At 42.6% G+C, this 18,682-nt stretch carries 18 protein-coding genes and 1 other annotated feature; all 18 genes read left to right on the forward strand.

Features of this window, described 5'->3' with window-relative positions:
- The first annotated feature begins 3 nt into the window (after positions 1-3).
- Positions 4-429 (forward strand): Mini-ribonuclease 3, encoded by a 426-nt coding sequence (locus DFO73_RS25725; protein WP_110067532.1) that lies wholly within the window; start codon positions 4-6, stop codon positions 427-429.
- Entirely contained in the window at positions 426-1,169 is a 744-nt protein-coding gene (rlmB, locus tag DFO73_RS25730) for a 23S rRNA (guanosine(2251)-2'-O)-methyltransferase RlmB (RefSeq protein WP_110067533.1), read from the forward strand. Before DFO73_RS25725 ends, rlmB begins: the two co-directional genes overlap by 4 nt.
- Before the next feature lie 2 nt (positions 1,170-1,171).
- Positions 1,172-1,681 (forward strand): NYN domain-containing protein, encoded by a 510-nt coding sequence (locus tag DFO73_RS25735; protein ID WP_110067534.1) that lies wholly within the window; start codon positions 1,172-1,174, stop codon positions 1,679-1,681.
- A 4-nt stretch (positions 1,682-1,685) separates the two neighbouring features.
- Positions 1,686-2,408: an RNA polymerase sporulation sigma factor SigH gene (gene sigH, locus DFO73_RS25740; RefSeq protein ID WP_181396140.1), complete on the forward strand. Its 723-nt coding sequence runs from the start codon at positions 1,686-1,688 to the stop codon at positions 2,406-2,408.
- Positions 2,409-2,508: 100 nt separating this feature from the next.
- Positions 2,509-2,652, forward strand: coding sequence for a 50S ribosomal protein L33 (gene rpmG / locus DFO73_RS25745; protein ID WP_110067535.1), 144 nt, complete (start codon positions 2,509-2,511; stop codon positions 2,650-2,652).
- A gap of 310 nt (positions 2,653-2,962) precedes the next feature.
- A complete protein-coding gene (gene secE, locus DFO73_RS25750; protein ID WP_110067536.1) occupies positions 2,963-3,145 on the forward strand; it encodes a preprotein translocase subunit SecE in 183 nt (60 codons plus the stop codon).
- A gap of 147 nt (positions 3,146-3,292) precedes the next feature.
- Positions 3,293-3,826: a transcription termination/antitermination protein NusG gene (gene nusG, locus DFO73_RS25755; RefSeq protein WP_110067537.1), complete on the forward strand. Its 534-nt coding sequence runs from the start codon at positions 3,293-3,295 to the stop codon at positions 3,824-3,826.
- Positions 3,827-4,066: 240 nt separating this feature from the next.
- Positions 4,067-4,492 carry a 50S ribosomal protein L11 gene (gene rplK, locus DFO73_RS25760; RefSeq protein ID WP_009336545.1) on the forward strand — a complete coding sequence of 142 codons (426 nt, stop codon included), beginning with the start codon at positions 4,067-4,069 and terminating at the stop codon, positions 4,490-4,492.
- A 177-nt stretch (positions 4,493-4,669) separates the two neighbouring features.
- On the forward strand, positions 4,670-5,368 hold the full coding sequence (gene rplA / locus DFO73_RS25765; protein WP_110067538.1) for a 50S ribosomal protein L1: 699 nt from the start codon (positions 4,670-4,672) through the stop codon (positions 5,366-5,368).
- Positions 5,369-5,420: 52 nt separating this feature from the next.
- Positions 5,421-5,563: a sequence feature (ribosomal protein L10 leader region), on the forward strand.
- Between the two features lie 33 nt (positions 5,564-5,596).
- Positions 5,597-6,097 (forward strand): 50S ribosomal protein L10, encoded by a 501-nt coding sequence (gene rplJ / locus DFO73_RS25770; protein WP_110067539.1) that lies wholly within the window; start codon positions 5,597-5,599, stop codon positions 6,095-6,097.
- A gap of 57 nt (positions 6,098-6,154) precedes the next feature.
- On the forward strand, positions 6,155-6,520 hold the full coding sequence (rplL, locus tag DFO73_RS25775) for a 50S ribosomal protein L7/L12 (RefSeq protein ID WP_110067540.1): 366 nt from the start codon (positions 6,155-6,157) through the stop codon (positions 6,518-6,520).
- Positions 6,521-6,677: 157 nt separating this feature from the next.
- Complete coding sequence (locus DFO73_RS25780; protein ID WP_110067541.1) at positions 6,678-7,280, forward strand: class I SAM-dependent methyltransferase; 603 nt, start codon at positions 6,678-6,680, stop codon at positions 7,278-7,280.
- A 497-nt stretch (positions 7,281-7,777) separates the two neighbouring features.
- A complete protein-coding gene (gene rpoB, locus DFO73_RS25785; protein ID WP_110067542.1) occupies positions 7,778-11,332 on the forward strand; it encodes a DNA-directed RNA polymerase subunit beta in 3,555 nt (1,184 codons plus the stop codon).
- 145 nt (positions 11,333-11,477) lie between these two features.
- A complete protein-coding gene (gene rpoC, locus DFO73_RS25790) occupies positions 11,478-15,077 on the forward strand; it encodes a DNA-directed RNA polymerase subunit beta' (RefSeq protein ID WP_110067543.1) in 3,600 nt (1,199 codons plus the stop codon).
- A gap of 156 nt (positions 15,078-15,233) precedes the next feature.
- Positions 15,234-15,482 carry a 50S ribosomal protein L7ae-like protein gene (locus DFO73_RS25795; RefSeq protein ID WP_110067544.1) on the forward strand — a complete coding sequence of 83 codons (249 nt, stop codon included), beginning with the start codon at positions 15,234-15,236 and terminating at the stop codon, positions 15,480-15,482.
- Positions 15,483-15,584: 102 nt separating this feature from the next.
- Positions 15,585-16,007: a 30S ribosomal protein S12 gene (gene rpsL, locus DFO73_RS25800; protein WP_009336562.1), complete on the forward strand. Its 423-nt coding sequence runs from the start codon at positions 15,585-15,587 to the stop codon at positions 16,005-16,007.
- 42 nt (positions 16,008-16,049) lie between these two features.
- The gene (rpsG, locus tag DFO73_RS25805) at positions 16,050-16,520 is read left to right on the forward strand and encodes a 30S ribosomal protein S7 (RefSeq protein WP_110067545.1); all 471 of its coding nucleotides are present in this window, start codon (positions 16,050-16,052) and stop codon (positions 16,518-16,520) included.
- 51 nt (positions 16,521-16,571) lie between these two features.
- The gene (fusA, locus tag DFO73_RS25810) at positions 16,572-18,650 is read left to right on the forward strand and encodes an elongation factor G (protein ID WP_110067546.1); all 2,079 of its coding nucleotides are present in this window, start codon (positions 16,572-16,574) and stop codon (positions 18,648-18,650) included.
- The last annotated feature ends 32 nt before the right edge of the window (positions 18,651-18,682 follow it).

The raw sequence follows: 18,682 nt of genomic DNA on the forward strand, positions 1-18,682 counted from the left end.
GCGATGCTTCACTATGATCATAAAATAGATGAAAAACAATTGAATAGTCTTGCGTTGGCGTATATGGGGGATGCAGTTTTTGAAACCTATATACGCCACCATCTGATTCAAAACGGACGGGTCAAGCCACACCTCCTCCACAAGGAGGCAACCTGGTATGTTTCCGCAAAAGCACAGGCCATGATCATACATGAATTAATTGATTTCGATAGTCTGACCGAAGAGGAGCTGGCGGTTGTACGCAGGGGCAGGAATGCGAAATCCGGTTCGGTTCCAAAAAACACCGATGTACAAACGTATAGGTACAGTACGGCATTTGAATCGTTGATCGGATATCTGTTTTTATCCGAAAGAAAAGAGCGGATGGAAGAACTGATTAAAATATCAATTAGATTAGTTGAGGAAAAGAAAGGAGGAGCAGTAAAATGAGCCAGGATTTTATCATTGGGAAAAATCCCGTTATTGAAGCATTAAAGTCAGAGAGGGATATCAATAAGATCTTTATTGCTGAAGGTTCGCAAGGAGGCCAGATGCAGCAGGTAATCGGTTTAGCTAAATCAGCCGGTGTGCTTGTACAGTTTGTCCCTAAGAAGAAAATAGATCAGATGGCAGAAGGAAACCATCAGGGAGTCATTGCCCAGGTTGCTGCGTATCAGTATGCAGAGATCGACGACCTTTTCGCTGCAGCCGAAAAGAAAAAAGAGTCCCCATTCTTTCTATTGCTTGATGAGATTGAAGACCCCCATAATCTCGGATCCATTATGAGGACGGCCGATGCTGTCGGAGCACATGGAATTATTATTCCGAAGCGGAGGGCTGTTGGTCTTACCGCAACTGTGGCAAAAGCATCAACTGGAGCGATTGAGTATATTCCCGTTGTACGTGTTACCAATATGGCAAGAACAATTGATGAATTGAAAGAGAGAGGCGTCTGGATCGCGGGTACGGATGCGAAAGGAAAAGAAGATTATCGCCAATTCGATGGGACGATGCCAATAGGGCTTGTTATCGGAAGTGAAGGCAAAGGCATGGGCCGGCTTATTCGGGATAAATGTGACTTTCTTATCCAATTGCCGATGGCTGGACATGTTACCTCGCTAAATGCATCGGTTGCGGCTGCTCTTCTAATGTATGAGGTTTATCGGAAACGGCATCCTCTTGAGGGATAAAAATGGACATCCTTATTGTTGACGGGTACAACATAATTGGTGCTTGGCCAGAACTCAGGGTGCTGAAAGATAAGGATTTGTCGTCTGCCAGAGACCGCCTGATTGAAAAAATGGCCGAGTACCAGGGATATTCCGGTTATAGAGTCATAGTCGTTTTTGATGCCCACTATGTAAAGGGTACAGAAAAAAAATACAAAAATTCAAAAGTTGAGGTAATTTTTACCAGAAATAATGAAACGGCTGATGAGCGAATTGAAAAATTAGCGATCGATTTAAGCAACATCAAAACCCAAATTCATGTAGCTACTTCAGATTTTACAGAGCAATGGGTCATCTTTGGCCAAGGCGCACTAAGGAAGTCAGCCAGGGAGTTGCTTAATGAAATGAATCTGATCGAAAGCAGCATTGAAAAAAAGGTAAAAAAAATTCAGTCCAAAAAGCCTGTTTCCAAAATCCCCCTAAGTGAAGAAGTGGCAGAAATTTTTGAAAAATGGCGCAGAGGAGGCCAATGAGCGGTTGACGCTTGAAAAAGCCCTGCTGTATAATATTTCTAACCATGCTTGTACGGTCGGGGGGATCCTAGTGAGTGCTGACTTCAAGACAATCGACGAAAATCTAATAGACTTTATCCAGCTTGAGGACGAAGAGTTAGTTGATCTGGTGCATAAAGGAGAAAGTGAGGCATTGGATTATCTGATTCATAAGTATCGTAATTTCGTGCGGGCAAAAGCAAGATCCTATTTTTTAATTGGTGCAGATAAAGAAGACATTGTGCAAGAGGGAATGATTGGTTTATACAAAGCAATACGTGATTTCAAAGAGGACAAGTTGTCCTCCTTTAAAGCATTTGCCGAGTTGTGCATTACCAGGCAGATTATTACGGCCATCAAGACGGCGACACGGCAAAAGCATATTCCGCTGAACTCGTATGTTTCTTTGGACAAGCCTATTTATGATGAGGAATCTGACCGGACCTTAATGGATGTGATTTCAGGGGCGAAGGTTATGGATCCTGAAGAGCTTATCATTAACCAGGAAGAGTTCGATCATATTGAAATAAAAATGTCTGAGCTTCTGAGCGATCTGGAACGAAAAGTGCTTGCCCTATATTTGGACGGGCAGTCTTATCAGGAAATCTCCGAGGAACTCAACCGCCATGTCAAATCAATTGACAATGCCTTGCAGCGAGTAAAAAGGAAGCTGGAAAGATATTTGGAAGTGCGTGAATTTTCTTTATAGACAGAATTTCCCGATCTCCTGCCTTTTTTGCAGTTATTGACATGTTTTAGGGAGCGTGTTAAAGTTTTAAGGGCGTAAAGTGGACATAGTAGGTGGAAAAATGACTAAAAAGGTAACTTTGGCCTGTTCTGCTTGCGGTTCGAGAAACTACTCCACGGCAAGCAAGAATGATTCTAAAAGGCTGGAACTAAAGAAGTTTTGCAGTACATGCAGTACTCATACGATTCATAAAGAAACAAAGTAATTAAGATATAGATTACGAGAGTGTGTTCAAAAGGGCAAAAAGAGCCGAGAAGATCAGGGAAGTGCACCTTTAAGCAGCGGAACGTATGGTATAATACGTGAGCACAAAGGAAAACTTCTCAGATTAAGCATCGCACTCAGAAAAAGTGTTTTCTTTTTCCCGGGACTTTTGAATAACATCTAGAAGAATTGCCCTTTTAATAGCCAGAAAGCTGAATAAATGTTTTTTGCGGACTAGAATATAGTCTAGTTTGAAGCCGTTTACGCTTTTCTGTTAAAGGATATATCTCTTGAAAGTTGGGGGTTACGAAATGCAACGCATCGTGAATTTTTTCCGTGAAGTTGGACGAGAAATGAGAAAGGTCAGCTGGCCTAAGCGCAAAGAACTGACAAACTACACTGTTACGGTTCTTGCTACAGTTACGTTCTTTGCTCTGTTTTTTGCAGTGCTTGACCTGGGTATTTCTGAATTGATTCGTTTTATTCTTGAATAACCCCTGAGTTTCCATGGTATAATGGAGAATAACACAGGAAACATTTGCAAAGCCCGGAAACGGGTTTTTTCATTTGGTCAAAAAGTTATGTTGTAATGGTAAATAATTTGTTTAATACAGGGAGGGAAGGACGACGAGTCCTCTTGAATGGAAAAGAATTGGTATGTTGTTCATACGTACTCAGGCTATGAAAATAAAGTAAAAGCCAACTTGGAGAAACGTGTTGAATCTATGGGTATGCAAGACAAAATCTTTCGCGTGGTGGTTCCGGAAGAAGAAGAAACAGAATTGAAAAACGGCAAAAAGAAAGTAGTAAAGCGCAAGGTTTTCCCTGGTTATGTACTAGTGGAAATTGTTATGACAGATGATTCCTGGTATGTTGTAAGGAATACCCCGGGCGTAACCGGATTTGTCGGCTCTGCAGGTTCAGGCTCAAAGCCAACTCCGCTATTGCCGGAAGAAGTAACAAACATCTTAAAGCATATGGGTGTTGAAGAAAAACGATTCGATATCAACTTTGAAATCGGTGAAACGGTTCAAGTCAAAGAAGGGCCGTTTGCAAACTTTACAGGTACCATTGAAGATATTGATAAAGATAAGGCGAAGATCAAAGTGCTTGTAAACATGTTTGGCCGTGATACTCCGGTAGAACTTGATTTTTCACAGATTGAAAAACTGTAATAAACTGCTAAAATGCTTGATGCATTGGCTGGATAATGCTTTCTCTGTGAAAGTACTTTTATATATCTTTGTAAAAAAACTTGAAATCGTCTTTGAAAAGTGATAATATTTCATAGGTCAGTATGTCTCGACAATGAGGCTGGACATTTGTCAAGTTCTTTATCTTAATATAAAGACTATAAGTTGAGTGGGAGGGAATTTCCCTATTACCACATCACGGACTTTAAGGAGGTGTGTCTCGTGGCTAAAAAAGTAATCAAACTTGTTAAGTTACAAATCCCTGCAGGTAAAGCTAACCCTGCACCACCAGTAGGACCTGCACTAGGTCAAGCGGGTGTTAACATCATGGGATTCTGTAAGGAATTTAACGCTCGTACAGCTGAACAAGCTGGCTTAATCATTCCTGTTGAAATCACGGTTTTTGAAGACCGTTCATTTACATTTATTACGAAAACTCCTCCTGCTGCAGTTCTTCTTAAGAAGGCGGCTGGAATCGAGTCTGGTTCTGGTGAACCAAACCGTAATAAAGTAGCAACAGTCAAGCGTGACAAGGTACGCGAGATTGCTGAAACAAAGATGCCTGACCTAAACGCTGCAAGTGTTGAAGCTGCAATGCGTATGGTTGAAGGTACTGCGCGCAGCATGGGTATCGTTATCGAAGACTAATCCATGCATGTGAAATTATAATGTGTACACTTTGAATGTTGGACAACTGTCCAGCTTCAGAAGTGTTTACGCATTTCTGTTTATGATTGAGGTTGCGACGCTGAATTTGGTTTCACTCGCAACCTTTATTCGTGGGAGGTTATTCCGCTAAAACCACATTCAAGGAGGAAATAAAAAATGGCTAAAAAAGGTAAGAAGTACGTAGAAGCTGCAAAGCTTATCGACTCTTCAAAAGCTTACCCAATCGAAGAAGCGATTGATCTTGCGAAGAAAACTAATTTTGCTAAATTTGATGCAACTGTTGAAGTAGCATTCCGTTTAGGAGTTGACCCTAAGAAAGCTGACCAGCAAATCCGTGGAGCAGTTGTGCTTCCAAACGGAACTGGTAAAACTCAGCGCGTTCTTGTTTTCGCTAAGGGTGAAAAAGCGAAAGAAGCAGAAGCTGCTGGAGCAGATTTCGTAGGCGATTCTGAATACATCAACAAAATCAACCAAGGCTGGTTTGATTTTGATGTAATCGTTGCTACACCTGACATGATGGGTGAAGTTGGTAAACTTGGCCGCGTATTAGGTCCTAAAGGTTTAATGCCTAACCCTAAAACAGGTACAGTTACTTTTGACGTAGAAAAAGCAGTTAACGAAATCAAAGCAGGTAAAGTAGAATACCGCGTTGACAAAGCTGGAAACATCCACGTGCCAATCGGTAAAGTATCATTCGAAAACGAAAAGCTTGTTGAAAACTTCAACACTATTTTCGATACGATGATGAAAGTTAAGCCTGCAGCTGCTAAGGGAACTTACATGAAGAACGTTTCTGTTACTTCTACTATGGGACCTGGCGTAAAAGTAGATCCTTCATCTGTTGCAGTAAAATAAAAAAACAATTGACAACGTAAAATACATGTTGTAATATGTATTTTGTTGTGAAAATATAATAACATTTGTGCCGTAGACAGCAGGTGCTGCAAAGCTTAATTTCCTGCCGAGGTATTACGATAGAAATGCTTGTTTAACTTGCTATTGTATACTTCCTCCATGTCTGCTAAGGTGTGGAGGTTTTTTATTGGACGGTATGAATGTAGAAATTCTACAGGAGGTGTAAGGATGAGCAGCGTTATCGAACAAAAGAAACAAATCGTAGAAGAAATCGCTGATAAATTTAAATCAAGTTTATCAACAGTTGTTGTCGACTACCGCGGTCTTACTGTTGCTGAAGTTACAGAACTTCGTAAACAACTTCGTGAAGCTGGCGTAGAATTCAAAGTATACAAGAATTCAATGACTCGCCGTGCTGCTGAAGCTGCTGAACTATCCGGTTTAAACGATTCTTTAACTGGCCCTAACGCAATCGCGTTCAGCACAGAAGATGTAGTTGCTCCAGCGAAAATCTTAAATGATTTCGCGAAAAAGCATGAAGCACTTGAAATCAAAGCAGGTGTAATCGAAGGGAATATCGCTTCAGTAGAAGATATTAAAGCTCTTGCTGAACTACCATCACGCGAAGGCTTGCTATCTATGCTACTCAGCGTACTTCAGGCACCTATCCGCAATCTTGCTCTTGCTGCAAAAGCTGTTGCAGACCAAAAAGAAGAACAAGGCGCGTAAGTTAATTTTAGCGTTAAACTAATAGATTCAAACCAAATATAAGGAGGAAACATTATCATGACTAAAGAACAAATCATTGAAGCAGTTAAATCTATGACTGTTTTAGAATTAAACGACTTAGTAAAAGCAATCGAAGAAGAATTTGGTGTAACTGCTGCTGCTCCTGTAGCAATGGCTGGTGGAGCTGCTGCTGGCGGTGCTGCTGAAGAACAAACTGAATTTGACGTAATTCTTACTTCTGCAGGCGACCAAAAAATCAAGGTTATCAAAGTTGTTCGTGAAATCACAGGTCTTGGACTTAAAGAAGCGAAAGAACTTGTTGATAACACTCCTAAAGCTCTTAAAGAAGGCGTTTCTAAAGAAGATGCTGAAGAAGTTAAAGCTAAGCTTGAAGAAGTTGGAGCTGGCGTTGAAGTTAAGTAATATAATTGATGAAAAGCCCGCTGCTTAAGTGGGCTTTTTATTTTGAATAAAGATAGATTTTTGCTTTTTAAAAAGCAATCCTTTATAATTCGTTCGAAAACACTTAATGTGGTTCTCCAAAATTCTTCAATTGATATTCTCCTGTGGAGGTGATTTCATGTCCGAACACTACTATTCCCAAACACAAAAAGTCGAAAGCAGCCCTAAAACCTGGAGTTATACCCTGAAGGAACAATCATTCCGCTTTAAAACAGATAATGGCGTTTTTTCAAAAAATGAAGTGGATTTTGGTTCAAGACTATTAATAGAAGCCTTTGAACAGCCGGGAGTCGAGGGAAACATTTTGGATGTTGGCTGCGGATACGGGCCTATCGGGCTGACAGCAGCGAAACTTATGCCGGAACGGACTGTACATATGGTCGATGTAAATGAGAGGGCGCTTGGATTGGCAAAAGAGAATGCCGAGTTAAACGGCATCAAAAATGTGTCAATCTATGAAAGCGACCGCCTTGAAAATACAAAAGGAAATAAGTTCGCTGCAATCCTGACAAACCCGCCGATCAGAGCAGGCAAAAAAGTTGTTCATGATATATTTGAGCAAAGCTTTGAAGCGCTGTTATCCGGAGGGGACCTATGGGTAGTCATCCAGAAAAAGCAGGGAGCACCTTCTGCCATTGACAAAATGACAGAGTTATTTGGCGAAGTTGAGACTGTGGAAAAGAAAAAAGGGTATTTTATTTTAAAAGCAAAAAAAGATTGACTTGACTTTTTTGCTATGTTAGTATTGTAAAATGCCAACATATTATATTTCTATTTATAACTAAATTTGACTAATAGTTGTATAAATTTGGTTTTAATGGGAAAGCTAACAAAATAATAGTCGTATTGTGAAAATGTGGTTTTTGAAGTGAAAACCCTTTTTCTTTTTGTCTTATAAGAATAGGGGTTAGATGAATGTCTGGCTTGCGTTCCCGTTTTTGCGGAATAAGAAAGTCTGACTTTCTTAAGTTGGATAACTGTCTAGCTCCGAGCGCCATCGGCTCGAGGTCTTAAGCCAATCGCTTCTGAAGGCAAAGAACGCCTTCGCCAGCGCTAGTCTTAAGGTTGAGGGCCGCAGGATGCGGGTCATGCAGACGTTGCCACAGGACGTGGCGCTCTTAGTCTGCGCTCTTCCTAGGCGGGCGCTCTCCGCTTTTCTTATAAGATAGTAATAAATTGCTATTAGCACAATAACGCTTGATTTGAGGGGTGAATCAGTTGACAGGTCAACTAGTTCAGTATGGACGACACCGCCAACGTAGAAGTTACGCACGAATCAGTGAAGTTTTAGAATTACCAAATCTAATCGAAATCCAAACCTCTTCTTATCAATGGTTTCTTGATGAGGGTTTACGAGAAATGTTCCATGATATTTCTCCGATTGAAGACTTTACTGGTAATTTGTCGCTTGAATTTATTGATTACAGCCTTGGCGAACCAAAATATTCCGTTGAGGAATCGAAAGAACGAGATGTTACATATTCTGCACCTTTACGTGTGAAAGTGCGTCTTGTAAACAAAGAAACAGGCGAAGTTAAAGACCAGGATGTCTTTATGGGTGACTTCCCGCTTATGACAGAGACAGGTACGTTCGTTATTAATGGAGCGGAACGTGTCATTGTATCCCAGCTTGTACGTTCACCGAGCGTATATTTCAGTGGAAAGCTTGATAAAAACGGGAAAAAAGGGTATACCGCAACCGTAATCCCGAACCGCGGCGCTTGGCTTGAGTATGAAACAGATGCCAAAGACGTCGTATACGTCAGAATAGATCGTACTCGGAAACTGCCCGTTACGGTTCTTTTGCGTGCACTTGGGTTCGGCTCTGATCAAGAGATCATCGATTTGATTGGAGACAACGAGTACATTCGCAACACGCTTGAAAAAGATAATACCGAAAGCACGGATAAGGCTTTACTTGAAATTTATGAACGCCTTCGTCCGGGTGAGCCGCCAACAGTCGAAAATGCGAAGAGCTTGCTTGTTTCAAGATTTTTCGACCCAAAACGCTATGACCTGGCGAATGTCGGCCGATATAAAATCAATAAAAAGCTTCATATTAAAAACCGTTTATTCGGGCAAAGACTGGCTGAAACACTTGTGGATCCGGAAACAGGCGAAATTATTGCGGAAAAAGGTGTTACACTTGACCGCCGTACATTGGACCGCATTATTCCTAATTTAGAGAAAGATATCGGTTTCAAAACAGTTAGCCTTTTAGGCGGAGTAGTAGATGATGATGTATTGCTTCAATCCATCAAGATTTACGCGCCAAACGAAGATGGTGAAAAGGTCATCAATGTGATTGGGAATGCTTATGTTGAAGAAGCAGTGAAGAACATTTCACCTTCAGACATTATTGCTTCAATCAGTTATTTCTTTAATCTTCTTCACTCTGTGGGAGATACAGATGATATTGACCATCTTGGAAACAGACGCCTTCGTTCTGTCGGCGAACTATTGCAAAACCAGTTCCGTATTGGTTTATCCCGTATGGAACGTGTTGTCCGCGAGAGAATGTCTATTCAAGATACAAATACAATTACACCTCAGCAGCTGATTAACATTCGTCCTGTAATTGCTTCAATTAAAGAGTTCTTCGGAAGCTCTCAGTTGTCCCAGTTCATGGACCAAACAAATCCGCTTGCTGAATTAACACATAAACGCCGTCTTTCAGCGTTAGGGCCTGGCGGTTTGACTCGTGAACGTGCAGGTTTTGAAGTGCGTGACGTTCACTACTCCCACTATGGCCGTATGTGTCCGATTGAAACGCCTGAGGGACCAAACATCGGATTGATTAACTCCTTATCTTCATTCGCGAAGGTGAACCGTTTTGGATTCATTGAAACACCTTATCGCCGCATCGATCCTGAGACAGGAAAAGTTACTTCCCGCATCGACTATCTGACAGCTGATGAAGAGGATAACTATGTAGTTGCCCAGGCGAATGCACTTCTTGGCGATGATGGTTCATTCCTTGATGAAGAAGTAGTTGCCCGTTTCAAGGGTGAAAACACGGTTGTAAAACGCGATCGCGTCGATTACATGGATGTATCGCCTAAGCAAGTAGTTTCTGCAGCGACAGCTTGTATTCCTTTCTTGGAAAACGATGACTCCAACCGTGCCTTAATGGGAGCGAACATGCAGCGTCAGGCTGTGCCTTTGATGCAGCCGGAAGCTCCAAGAGTTGGTACTGGTATGGAATATGTATCAGGTAAAGATTCCGGTGCTGCAGTCATCTGTAAACATGAAGGAATTGTTGAGCATGTTGAAGCACGCGAAGTTTGGGTTCGCCGCATACAAAATGTAGACGGACAGGAAGTAAAGGGCGATCTTGATAAATACAGAATGCTTAAGTTTATCCGTTCCAATCAGGGAACCTGCTACAACCAGCGTCCAATTGTTGCAGTCGGAAACCGTGTAACAAAAGGAGAAATCCTTGCTGACGGACCTTCTATGGAGCTTGGGGAATTAGCGCTTGGACGAAACGTCCTTGTAGCCTTTATGACATGGGATGGATATAACTACGAGGATGCGATCATTATGAGTGAGCGCCTCGTAAAAGATGATGTCTATACATCTATCCATATTGAAGAATACGAATCTGAATCCCGGGATACAAAGCTTGGGCCTGAAGAAATCACTCGTGATATCCCTAACGTTGGGGAAGATGCACTCCGCAACCTTGATGAACGCGGAATTATCCGTACTGGCGCGGAAGTAAAAGACGGCGACCTTCTAGTTGGTAAAGTAACTCCTAAAGGGGTAACTGAACTAACTGCTGAAGAAAGGCTTTTACATGCAATCTTTGGTGAAAAGGCACGTGAAGTCCGTGATACGTCCCTCCGTGTGCCACATGGCGGCGGCGGTATAGTGCTGGATGTTAAAGTGTTTAACAGGGAAGACGGTGACGAGCTTCCTCCAGGTGTGAACCAGCTTGTACGTGTATACATCGTTCAAAAGCGTAAAATCTCTGAAGGGGACAAGATGGCCGGACGCCATGGTAACAAGGGTGTTATCTCCCGTATTTTACCGGAAGAAGATATGCCATATTTACCGGACGGCACTCCAGTAGACATCATGTTAAACCCATTAGGGGTTCCGTCACGTATGAACATCGGACAGGTGCTTGAGCTTCACCTTGGTATGGCTGCCAGAGCTCTTGGCATTCATGTAGCTTCCCCTGTATTTGATGGTGCCCGTGAGGAAGATGTTTGGTCAACGATTCAAGAAGCAGGCATGGCCCGTGATGCAAAGACTGTCCTTTATGATGGACGCTCCGGCGAGCCATTTGACAATCGTGTATCAGTAGGCGTCATGTACATGATCAAACTGGCACACATGGTTGATGATAAGCTGCATGCCCGTTCAACAGGGCCATACTCACTTGTTACGCAGCAGCCTCTGGGCGGTAAAGCTCAGTTTGGCGGACAGCGTTTCGGTGAGATGGAAGTATGGGCACTTGAAGCATATGGTGCTGCATATACACTTCAGGAAATCCTGACTGTCAAATCCGATGATGTTGTAGGCCGTGTTAAAACTTACGAATCAATCGTGAAAGGCGAAAATGTTCCTGAGCCGGGCGTACCAGAGTCATTCAAGGTACTAATCAAGGAGCTTCAAAGTTTGGGTATGGACGTTAAGATCCTTTCAGGCGATGAAGAAGAAATTGAAATGCGCGACCTGGAGGACGACGAAGAGGTTCAACAGGCTGAATCACTGACAATTGCACCAGAAACGCAAAACGAAGAGCAAGTAGTTACTAAAGAATAACTTTCATATAAAACTGGAATCCAAAGTTCCTTAATTTCTTTGCGCTTCGCCTTCCGGGCGAAGCTGCAGAGGGATATGTACTGGCAATCATGCTGCTATTGAGCAATAAGGGTAAAACCCGGAGATCAAAAGGGAGGTAGGCCCCTTGCTAGATGTAAACAATTTCGAGTATATGAAGATAGGTCTTGCTTCACCGGATAAGATTCGTTCTTGGTCACACGGTGAGGTCAAAAAACCTGAAACGATTAACTATCGTACATTAAAACCTGAAAAAGACGGTTTGTTCTGCGAACGCATCTTCGGACCAACAAAGGACTGGGAATGTCATTGCGGTAAGTACAAGCGCGTCAGATACAAAGGTGTTGTCTGTGATCGATGCGGCGTTGAAGTAACCCGTGCAAAAGTCCGCCGTGAAAGAATGGGCCACATTGAACTTGCGGCTCCTGTATCCCACATTTGGTACTTTAAAGGTATCCCAAGCCGAATGGGACTTGTACTTGATATGTCACCGCGTGCGCTTGAAGAAGTTATCTATTTCGCTTCTTATGTTGTAACTGATCCAGGCGATACAGCTCTAGAGAAGAAGCAGCTGCTTTCTGAAAAAGAATACCGAGCATATCGTGAAAAATACGGAAACAAGTTCCAGGCATCCATGGGTGCTGAATCCATTAAGAAACTTCTTTCTGATATTGACCTCAACAAAGAAGTAGACGCTCTTAAAGAGGAACTAAAAACTGCACAGGGGCAGCGCCGTACGCGGGCAATTAAGCGCCTTGAAGTTCTTGAGGCTTTCCGTGGTTCTGGGAACGAACCTTCCTGGATGATTCTAGACGTTCTTCCGGTTATTCCTCCGGAGCTGCGTCCGATGGTACAGCTTGATGGCGGACGTTTTGCCACTTCTGACTTAAACGACTTATACCGTCGTGTAATCAACCGGAACAATCGCTTAAAGCGTTTATTGGACCTTGGTGCACCAAGTATTATCGTTCAAAACGAAAAGCGTATGCTTCAGGAAGCTGTTGATGCGTTAATCGATAATGGCCGACGCGGCAGACCGGTTACAGGACCAGGAAACCGTCCGTTAAAGTCCTTGTCACACATGCTAAAGGGTAAGCAAGGCCGTTTCCGCCAAAACTTGCTGGGTAAGCGTGTTGACTACTCTGGCCGTTCTGTTATTGTCGTTGGGCCAAACTTAAAAATGTATCAGTGTGGACTTCCGAAAGAAATGGCATTGGAATTATTTAAGCCATTTGTTATGAAGGAATTAGTGGAAAAGGGTTTAGCCCATAACATCAAGTCTGCAAAACGTAAAATAGAAAGAGTACAGCCGGAAGTTTGGGACGTTCTTGAAAGTGTTATTAAAGAACACCCTGTATTGCTTAACCGTGCACCGACTCTTCACAGACTCGGTATTCAGGCGTTCGAACCTACATTGGTAGAAGGACGCGCCATTCGTCTTCACCCGCTTGTATGTACTGCATATAACGCCGACTTCGATGGTGACCAAATGGCTGTTCACGTACCTTTATCGGCAGAAGCACAGGCTGAAGCACGTTTATTAATGCTTGCAGCACAGAACATTCTTAACCCGAAAGATGGTAAACCAGTTGTTACTCCTTCACAGGACATGGTATTAGGTAACTATTACCTTACTCTTGAAAGAGCTGGCGCTGTTGGCGAAGGCATGATTTTCAATGATACTAGTGAAGCATTGCTGGCCTACCAAAATGGCTATGTTCATTTGCATACTAGAGTAGCTGTCCATGCCGGATCCTTAAATAACCAGACGTTTACTGAAGAACAAAATAAAAAGCTATTATTAACTACGGTTGGTAAGCTTGTTTTCAACGAGATTTTGCCAGAGACATTCCCGTATATCAATGAACCTACAAAGGAAAATCTTGAGATAGAAACTCCTGAAAAGTACTTTGTAGAGCCTGCCACAGATGTGGCTGCTGCCATCAAGGAAATGCCTCTTGTTGATCCGTTTAAGAAAAAGATTCTTGGTAATATCATTGCGGAAGTATTTAAACGTTTTAAAATTACTGAAACATCCAAAATGCTTGACCGCATGAAAAACCTTGGTTTCAGATACTCCACAAAAGCCGGCATCACTGTCGGTGTGGCCGATATCGTGGTATTAGGGGAGAAGCAGGAAATTATCCAGGAAGCACAGGGCAAGGTTGATAATGTAATGAAGCAGTTCAGACGCGGTCTTATTACAGAAGATGAGCGTTATGATCGTGTTATTTCAATCTGGAGTGCAGCGAAGGATAATATTCAGTCCAAGCTGATGAAATCTTTGGATAAATCCAATCCGATATTTATGATGAGTGACTCGGGTGCCCGTGGTAACGCATCTAACTTCACTCAGTTAGCTGGTATGCGCGGGCTGATGGCCAACCCGGCTGGACGTATCATTGAATTACCGATTAAATCAAGTTTCCGTGAAGGTTTAACGGTTCTCGAGTACTTCATTTCTACTCACGGTGCCCGTAAAGGTCTTGCAGATACGGCTCTTAAAACTGCTGACTCAGGTTACCTGACTCGCCGTCTTGTAGACGTTGCGCAGGATGTTATCGTACGTGACGACGACTGCGGAACAGATCGCGGTTTGTTGATTGCTTCCCTTAAAGATGGAACAGAAGTAATCGAAGCACTTGAAGAACGTTTAATCGGCCGTTATGCAAGGAGAAATATTAAACATCCTGAAACCAGCGAAGTGATTGTTGCTGAAAACGGTTTGATCACTGAAGACATCGCCAATGAGATTGTTACAGCAGGCATTGAGAAGGTTTGGATCCGCTCTGCATTTACTTGCAACACTCGCCATGGTGTATGTAAGAAGTGCTACGGCCGCAACCTTGCTACTGGACAAGAGGTTGAAGTTGGTGAAGCTGTAGGTATCATTGCTGCCCAATCCATCGGAGAACCTGGTACACAGTTAACAATGCGTACCTTCCATACCGGTGGTGTTGCCGGAGATGACATCACTCAAGGTTTACCTCGTATCCAGGAAATATTTGAAGCTCGTAACCCTAAGGGTCAAGCTGTTATTTCAGAAATTGATGGTGTTGTGGTCGGCATTAATGAAGGCCGCGACCGCCAGCATGAAATTGTGGTACAAGGTGAAGTTGAATCTAAAACATATACAGCACCTTATACAGCACGCCTAAAAGTCTCTGTTAACGATGAGGTAGTACGCGGTCAGGAATTGACAGAAGGTTCTATTGACCCTAAAGAGTTAATAAAAGTCAGAGATGTTACGGCTGTTCAAGAATACTTGCTGCGTGAAGTTCAAAAAGTATACCGCATGCAGGGGGTTGAAATTGGAGATAAGCATATCGAAGTTATGGTGCGCCAGATGCTTCGCAAAGTGCGTGTAATTGATGCGGCAGAAACAGATGTGCTTCCAGGCACACTGCTTGATGTCCATCAGTTTACAGATGCCAACGAAAAAGCCCTTCTAGCTGGAAAAATGCCTGCAACAGGGCGCCCGGTGCTTCTTGGTATCACAAAAGCATCTCTTGAAACAGACTCCTTCTTATCTGCAGCATCCTTCCAGGAGACGACAAGAGTTCTTACTGATGCAGCGATCAAAGGCAAGCGCGATGAGCTCCTTGGCCTTAAAGAGAATGTAATTATTGGTAAACTTGTCCCTGCCGGAACAGGTATGCAGCGATACAGAAGAGCAGAGCCTTATACAAACGAGGAAACGGCTGAAGATACTGTTACAGTAGAGTAAACTATTTATTGCGGTGCTTGCTTATTTAATAGCAAGTACCGCATTTTAAAGTGAATAAATTAAATAAAAATCATTTTGCTTGTTGACATCGAAAAATGAAGATGGTACTATAGCAAAGGTGCTCCTATTCACCGGATACTTTGGAGGATGTCGTAAATGTCTTATGATAAAGTATTGCAGGCAAAAAGTTTTATTGTAGGAACAAAGCAAACAGTTAAAGCTCTCAAAACTGGAACAATCAAAGAAGTGGTAGTTGCCAGAGACGCTGATGCGAGAGTGACAGCGAAAGTGGTAAGTACAGCGAATGACATGAATGTTCCGATCTTATATGTGGATTCGATGAAAAGGCTCGGAAAAGCATGCGGGATTGAAGTGGGTGCGGCAGCTGTTGCCATAACTCTTTAAAAACTGTTTTTGTAGATTGATATCTGCAAGAACTTTGTTTTTGCATCAAAATGAACCACCTGGATGTGTGGGCTTAAACAAATTCGAAGGGAGGAAAAACAAATGCCTACTATTAATCAATTAGTGCGCAAGCCGCGTCAAACTAAATCTGAGAAGTCTAATTCACCAGCGCTTAACAAAGGTTACAACAGCTTCAAGAAAGCACAAACTAATGTAGCTTCACCTCAAAAGCGTGGTGTATGTACTCGTGTTGGTACAATGACTCCTAAGAAACCGAACTCAGCATTGCGTAAGTATGCACGTGTTCGTTTAACAAATGGTATCGAGGTTAATGCTTACATTCCTGGTATCGGACACAACTTGCAAGAGCACAGTGTAGTGTTAATCCGTGGAGGCCGTGTAAAAGACTTACCGGGTGTGCGTTACCACATCGTGCGCGGCGCTTTAGATACTGCTGGTGTTAATAACCGTATGCAAGGCCGTTCAAAATACGGTGCTAAGCGTCCAAAAGCAGCTAAAAAATAATTCTATTAAATAGATAAACATCATTGAAAGGAGGAAAAATCCATGCCACGTAAAGGTCCTGTAGCAAAAAGAGACGTATTGCCGGATCCGATTTACAACTCAAAGCTAGTTAGCCGCTTAATCAACAAAATGATGGTTGACGGTAAAAGAGGTAAATCACAAGCTATTCTATATTCTGCATTTGACATCATTAGTGAACGTACTGGCAAAGAGCCAATGGAAGTATTTGATCAGGCGCTTAAAAACATCATGCCTGTACTTGAAGTAAGAGCACGCCGTGTAGGTGGAGCAAACTACCAAGTACCAGTTGAGGTGCGTCCAGATCGCCGTACTACTCTTGGTCTTCGCTGGTTAGTAAACTATGCGCGTCTTCGCGGTGAGAAAACAATGGAAGAGCGTTTAGCTAACGAAATTCTAGATGCAGCTAACAACACTGGTTCATCTGTTAAAAAGCGTGAAGATACACACAAAATGGCAGAAGCAAACAAAGCGTTTGCTCACTACCGCTGGTAAGATATATAGCTTAATCAAAATAACACTCATACTAGGAAGGAGAAAGACCCAATGGCTAGAGAGTTCTCCTTAGAAAATACTCGTAATATCGGTATCATGGCTCACATTGATGCCGGTAAAACAACTACAACTGAGCGTGTACTTTACTACACTGGCCGTATCCACAAAATCGGTGAAACACACGAAGGTGCTTCACAGATGGACTGGATGGAGCAGGAGCAGGAGCGTGGAATTACGATCACTTCTGCTGCTACTACAGCACAGTGGAAAGGCCACCGCGTAAACATCATTGACACACCAGGACACGTAGACTTCACAGTTGAGGTTGAACGTTCCCTGCGTGTACTTGATGGTGCGGTAGCTGTACTTGATGCGCAATCAGGAGTTGAGCCTCAAACTGAAACAGTTTGGCGCCAGGCTACTACTTACGGAGTGCCACGCGTGGTATTCGTTAACAAAATGGACAAAATCGGTGCTGACTTCTTGTACTCATTGAAGACTCTTCATGATCGTTTGCAAGCAAATGCAGCAGCAATTCAATTACCTATCGGTGCTGAAGATCAATTCGAAGGCATCATTGACCTAATTGAAATGAAAGCAACATTCTACGGTAACGACCTAGGTACTGATATCGAAGAACGTGAAATTCCAGAAGAATACATGGATCAAGCTGAAGAGTACCGTGAAAAGCTAATTGAAGCGGTAGCTGAACTTGATGAAGAATTAATGGAGAAATATCTTGGCGGTGAGGAAATCACTAACGAAGAGCTAAAAGCGGCTATTCGTCAAGGTACAGTAAACGTTGAATTCTATCCTGTAATCTGTGGTTCTGCTTTCAAAAACAAAGGTGTTCAAAAAATGCTTGATGCAGTAATCGAATATCTTCCATCTCCATTAGATGTGCCAGCTATCAAAGGTACACTACCTGATTCGGAAGAAGAAGTTACTCGTCCTTCAAGTGATGATGCACCATTCTCAGCTCTAGCGTTTAAAGTTATGACCGACCCTTATGTTGGTAAACTAACATTCTTCCGTGTATACTCTGGTACATTGAACTCAGGTTCATATGTACAAAACTCTACTAAAGGAAAGCGTGAGCGTGTAGGACGTATCCTGCAAATGCATGCTAACTCCCGTGAAGAGATTTCAACAGTATATGCTGGAGATATCGCAGCAGCTGTAGGTCTAAAAGATACAAGTACTGGTGATACTCTATGTGATGAAAAGAGTCTTGTTATTCTTGAGTCTATGGAATTCCCAGAACCAGTTATCTCATTATCTATCGAGCCTAAATCTAAGGCTGACCAAGATAAAATGACTACTGCTCTACAAAAACTTCAAGAGGAAGACCCTACATTCCGTGCGCATACTGACCAGGAAACTGGACAAGTTATCATCGCTGGAATGGGTGAACTTCACCTTGATATCCTGGTTGACCGTATGAGACGTGAATTTAAAGTGGAAGCAAACGTAGGTGCACCTCAGGTTGCATACCGTGAAACTTTCCGTGCTTCAGCGCAAGTTGAAGGTAAATTCGCACGTCAATCAGGTGGACGCGGACAATTCGGTCATGTATGGATCGAATTTGCGCCAAATGAAGAAGGTAAAGGATTCGAATTCGAAAACGCAATTGTCGGTGGTGTTGTTCCACGTGAATACATTCCGGCTGTTCAAGCAGGTCTTGAAGATGCGCTTGATAGAGGAATACTTGCTGGATTCCCATTAGTAGATATCAAAGCAAAACTATTTGATGGTTCTTACCATGATGTTGACTCTTCTGAAATGGCGTTTAAAATTGCTGCTTCTATGGCACTTAAAAATGCTGCGTCAAAATGTAATCCTGTAATTCTTGAGCCGGTTATGAAAGTTGAAGTAGTAATCCCTGAAGAATACATGGGTGATATTATGGGTGATGTTACATCACGCCGTGGACGTGTAGAAGGTATGGAAGCACGCGGTAATGCACAAGTAGTTCGTGCAATGGTTCCACTTTCAGAAATGTTTGGTTACGCAACTTCATTGCGTTCTAATACGCAAGGCCGCGGTACATTCTCAATGCACTTCGACCACTATGAAGAAGTGCCAAAATCAATTTCTGAAGAAATCATTAAAAAAAATAAAGGTGAATAATTGATTTTACCTTTTTAATCAAGTATAACTAC

Source organism: Cytobacillus oceanisediminis (assembly GCF_003182355.1).
Taxonomy (GTDB): domain Bacteria; phylum Bacillota; class Bacilli; order Bacillales; family Cytobacillaceae; genus Cytobacillus; species Cytobacillus oceanisediminis_A.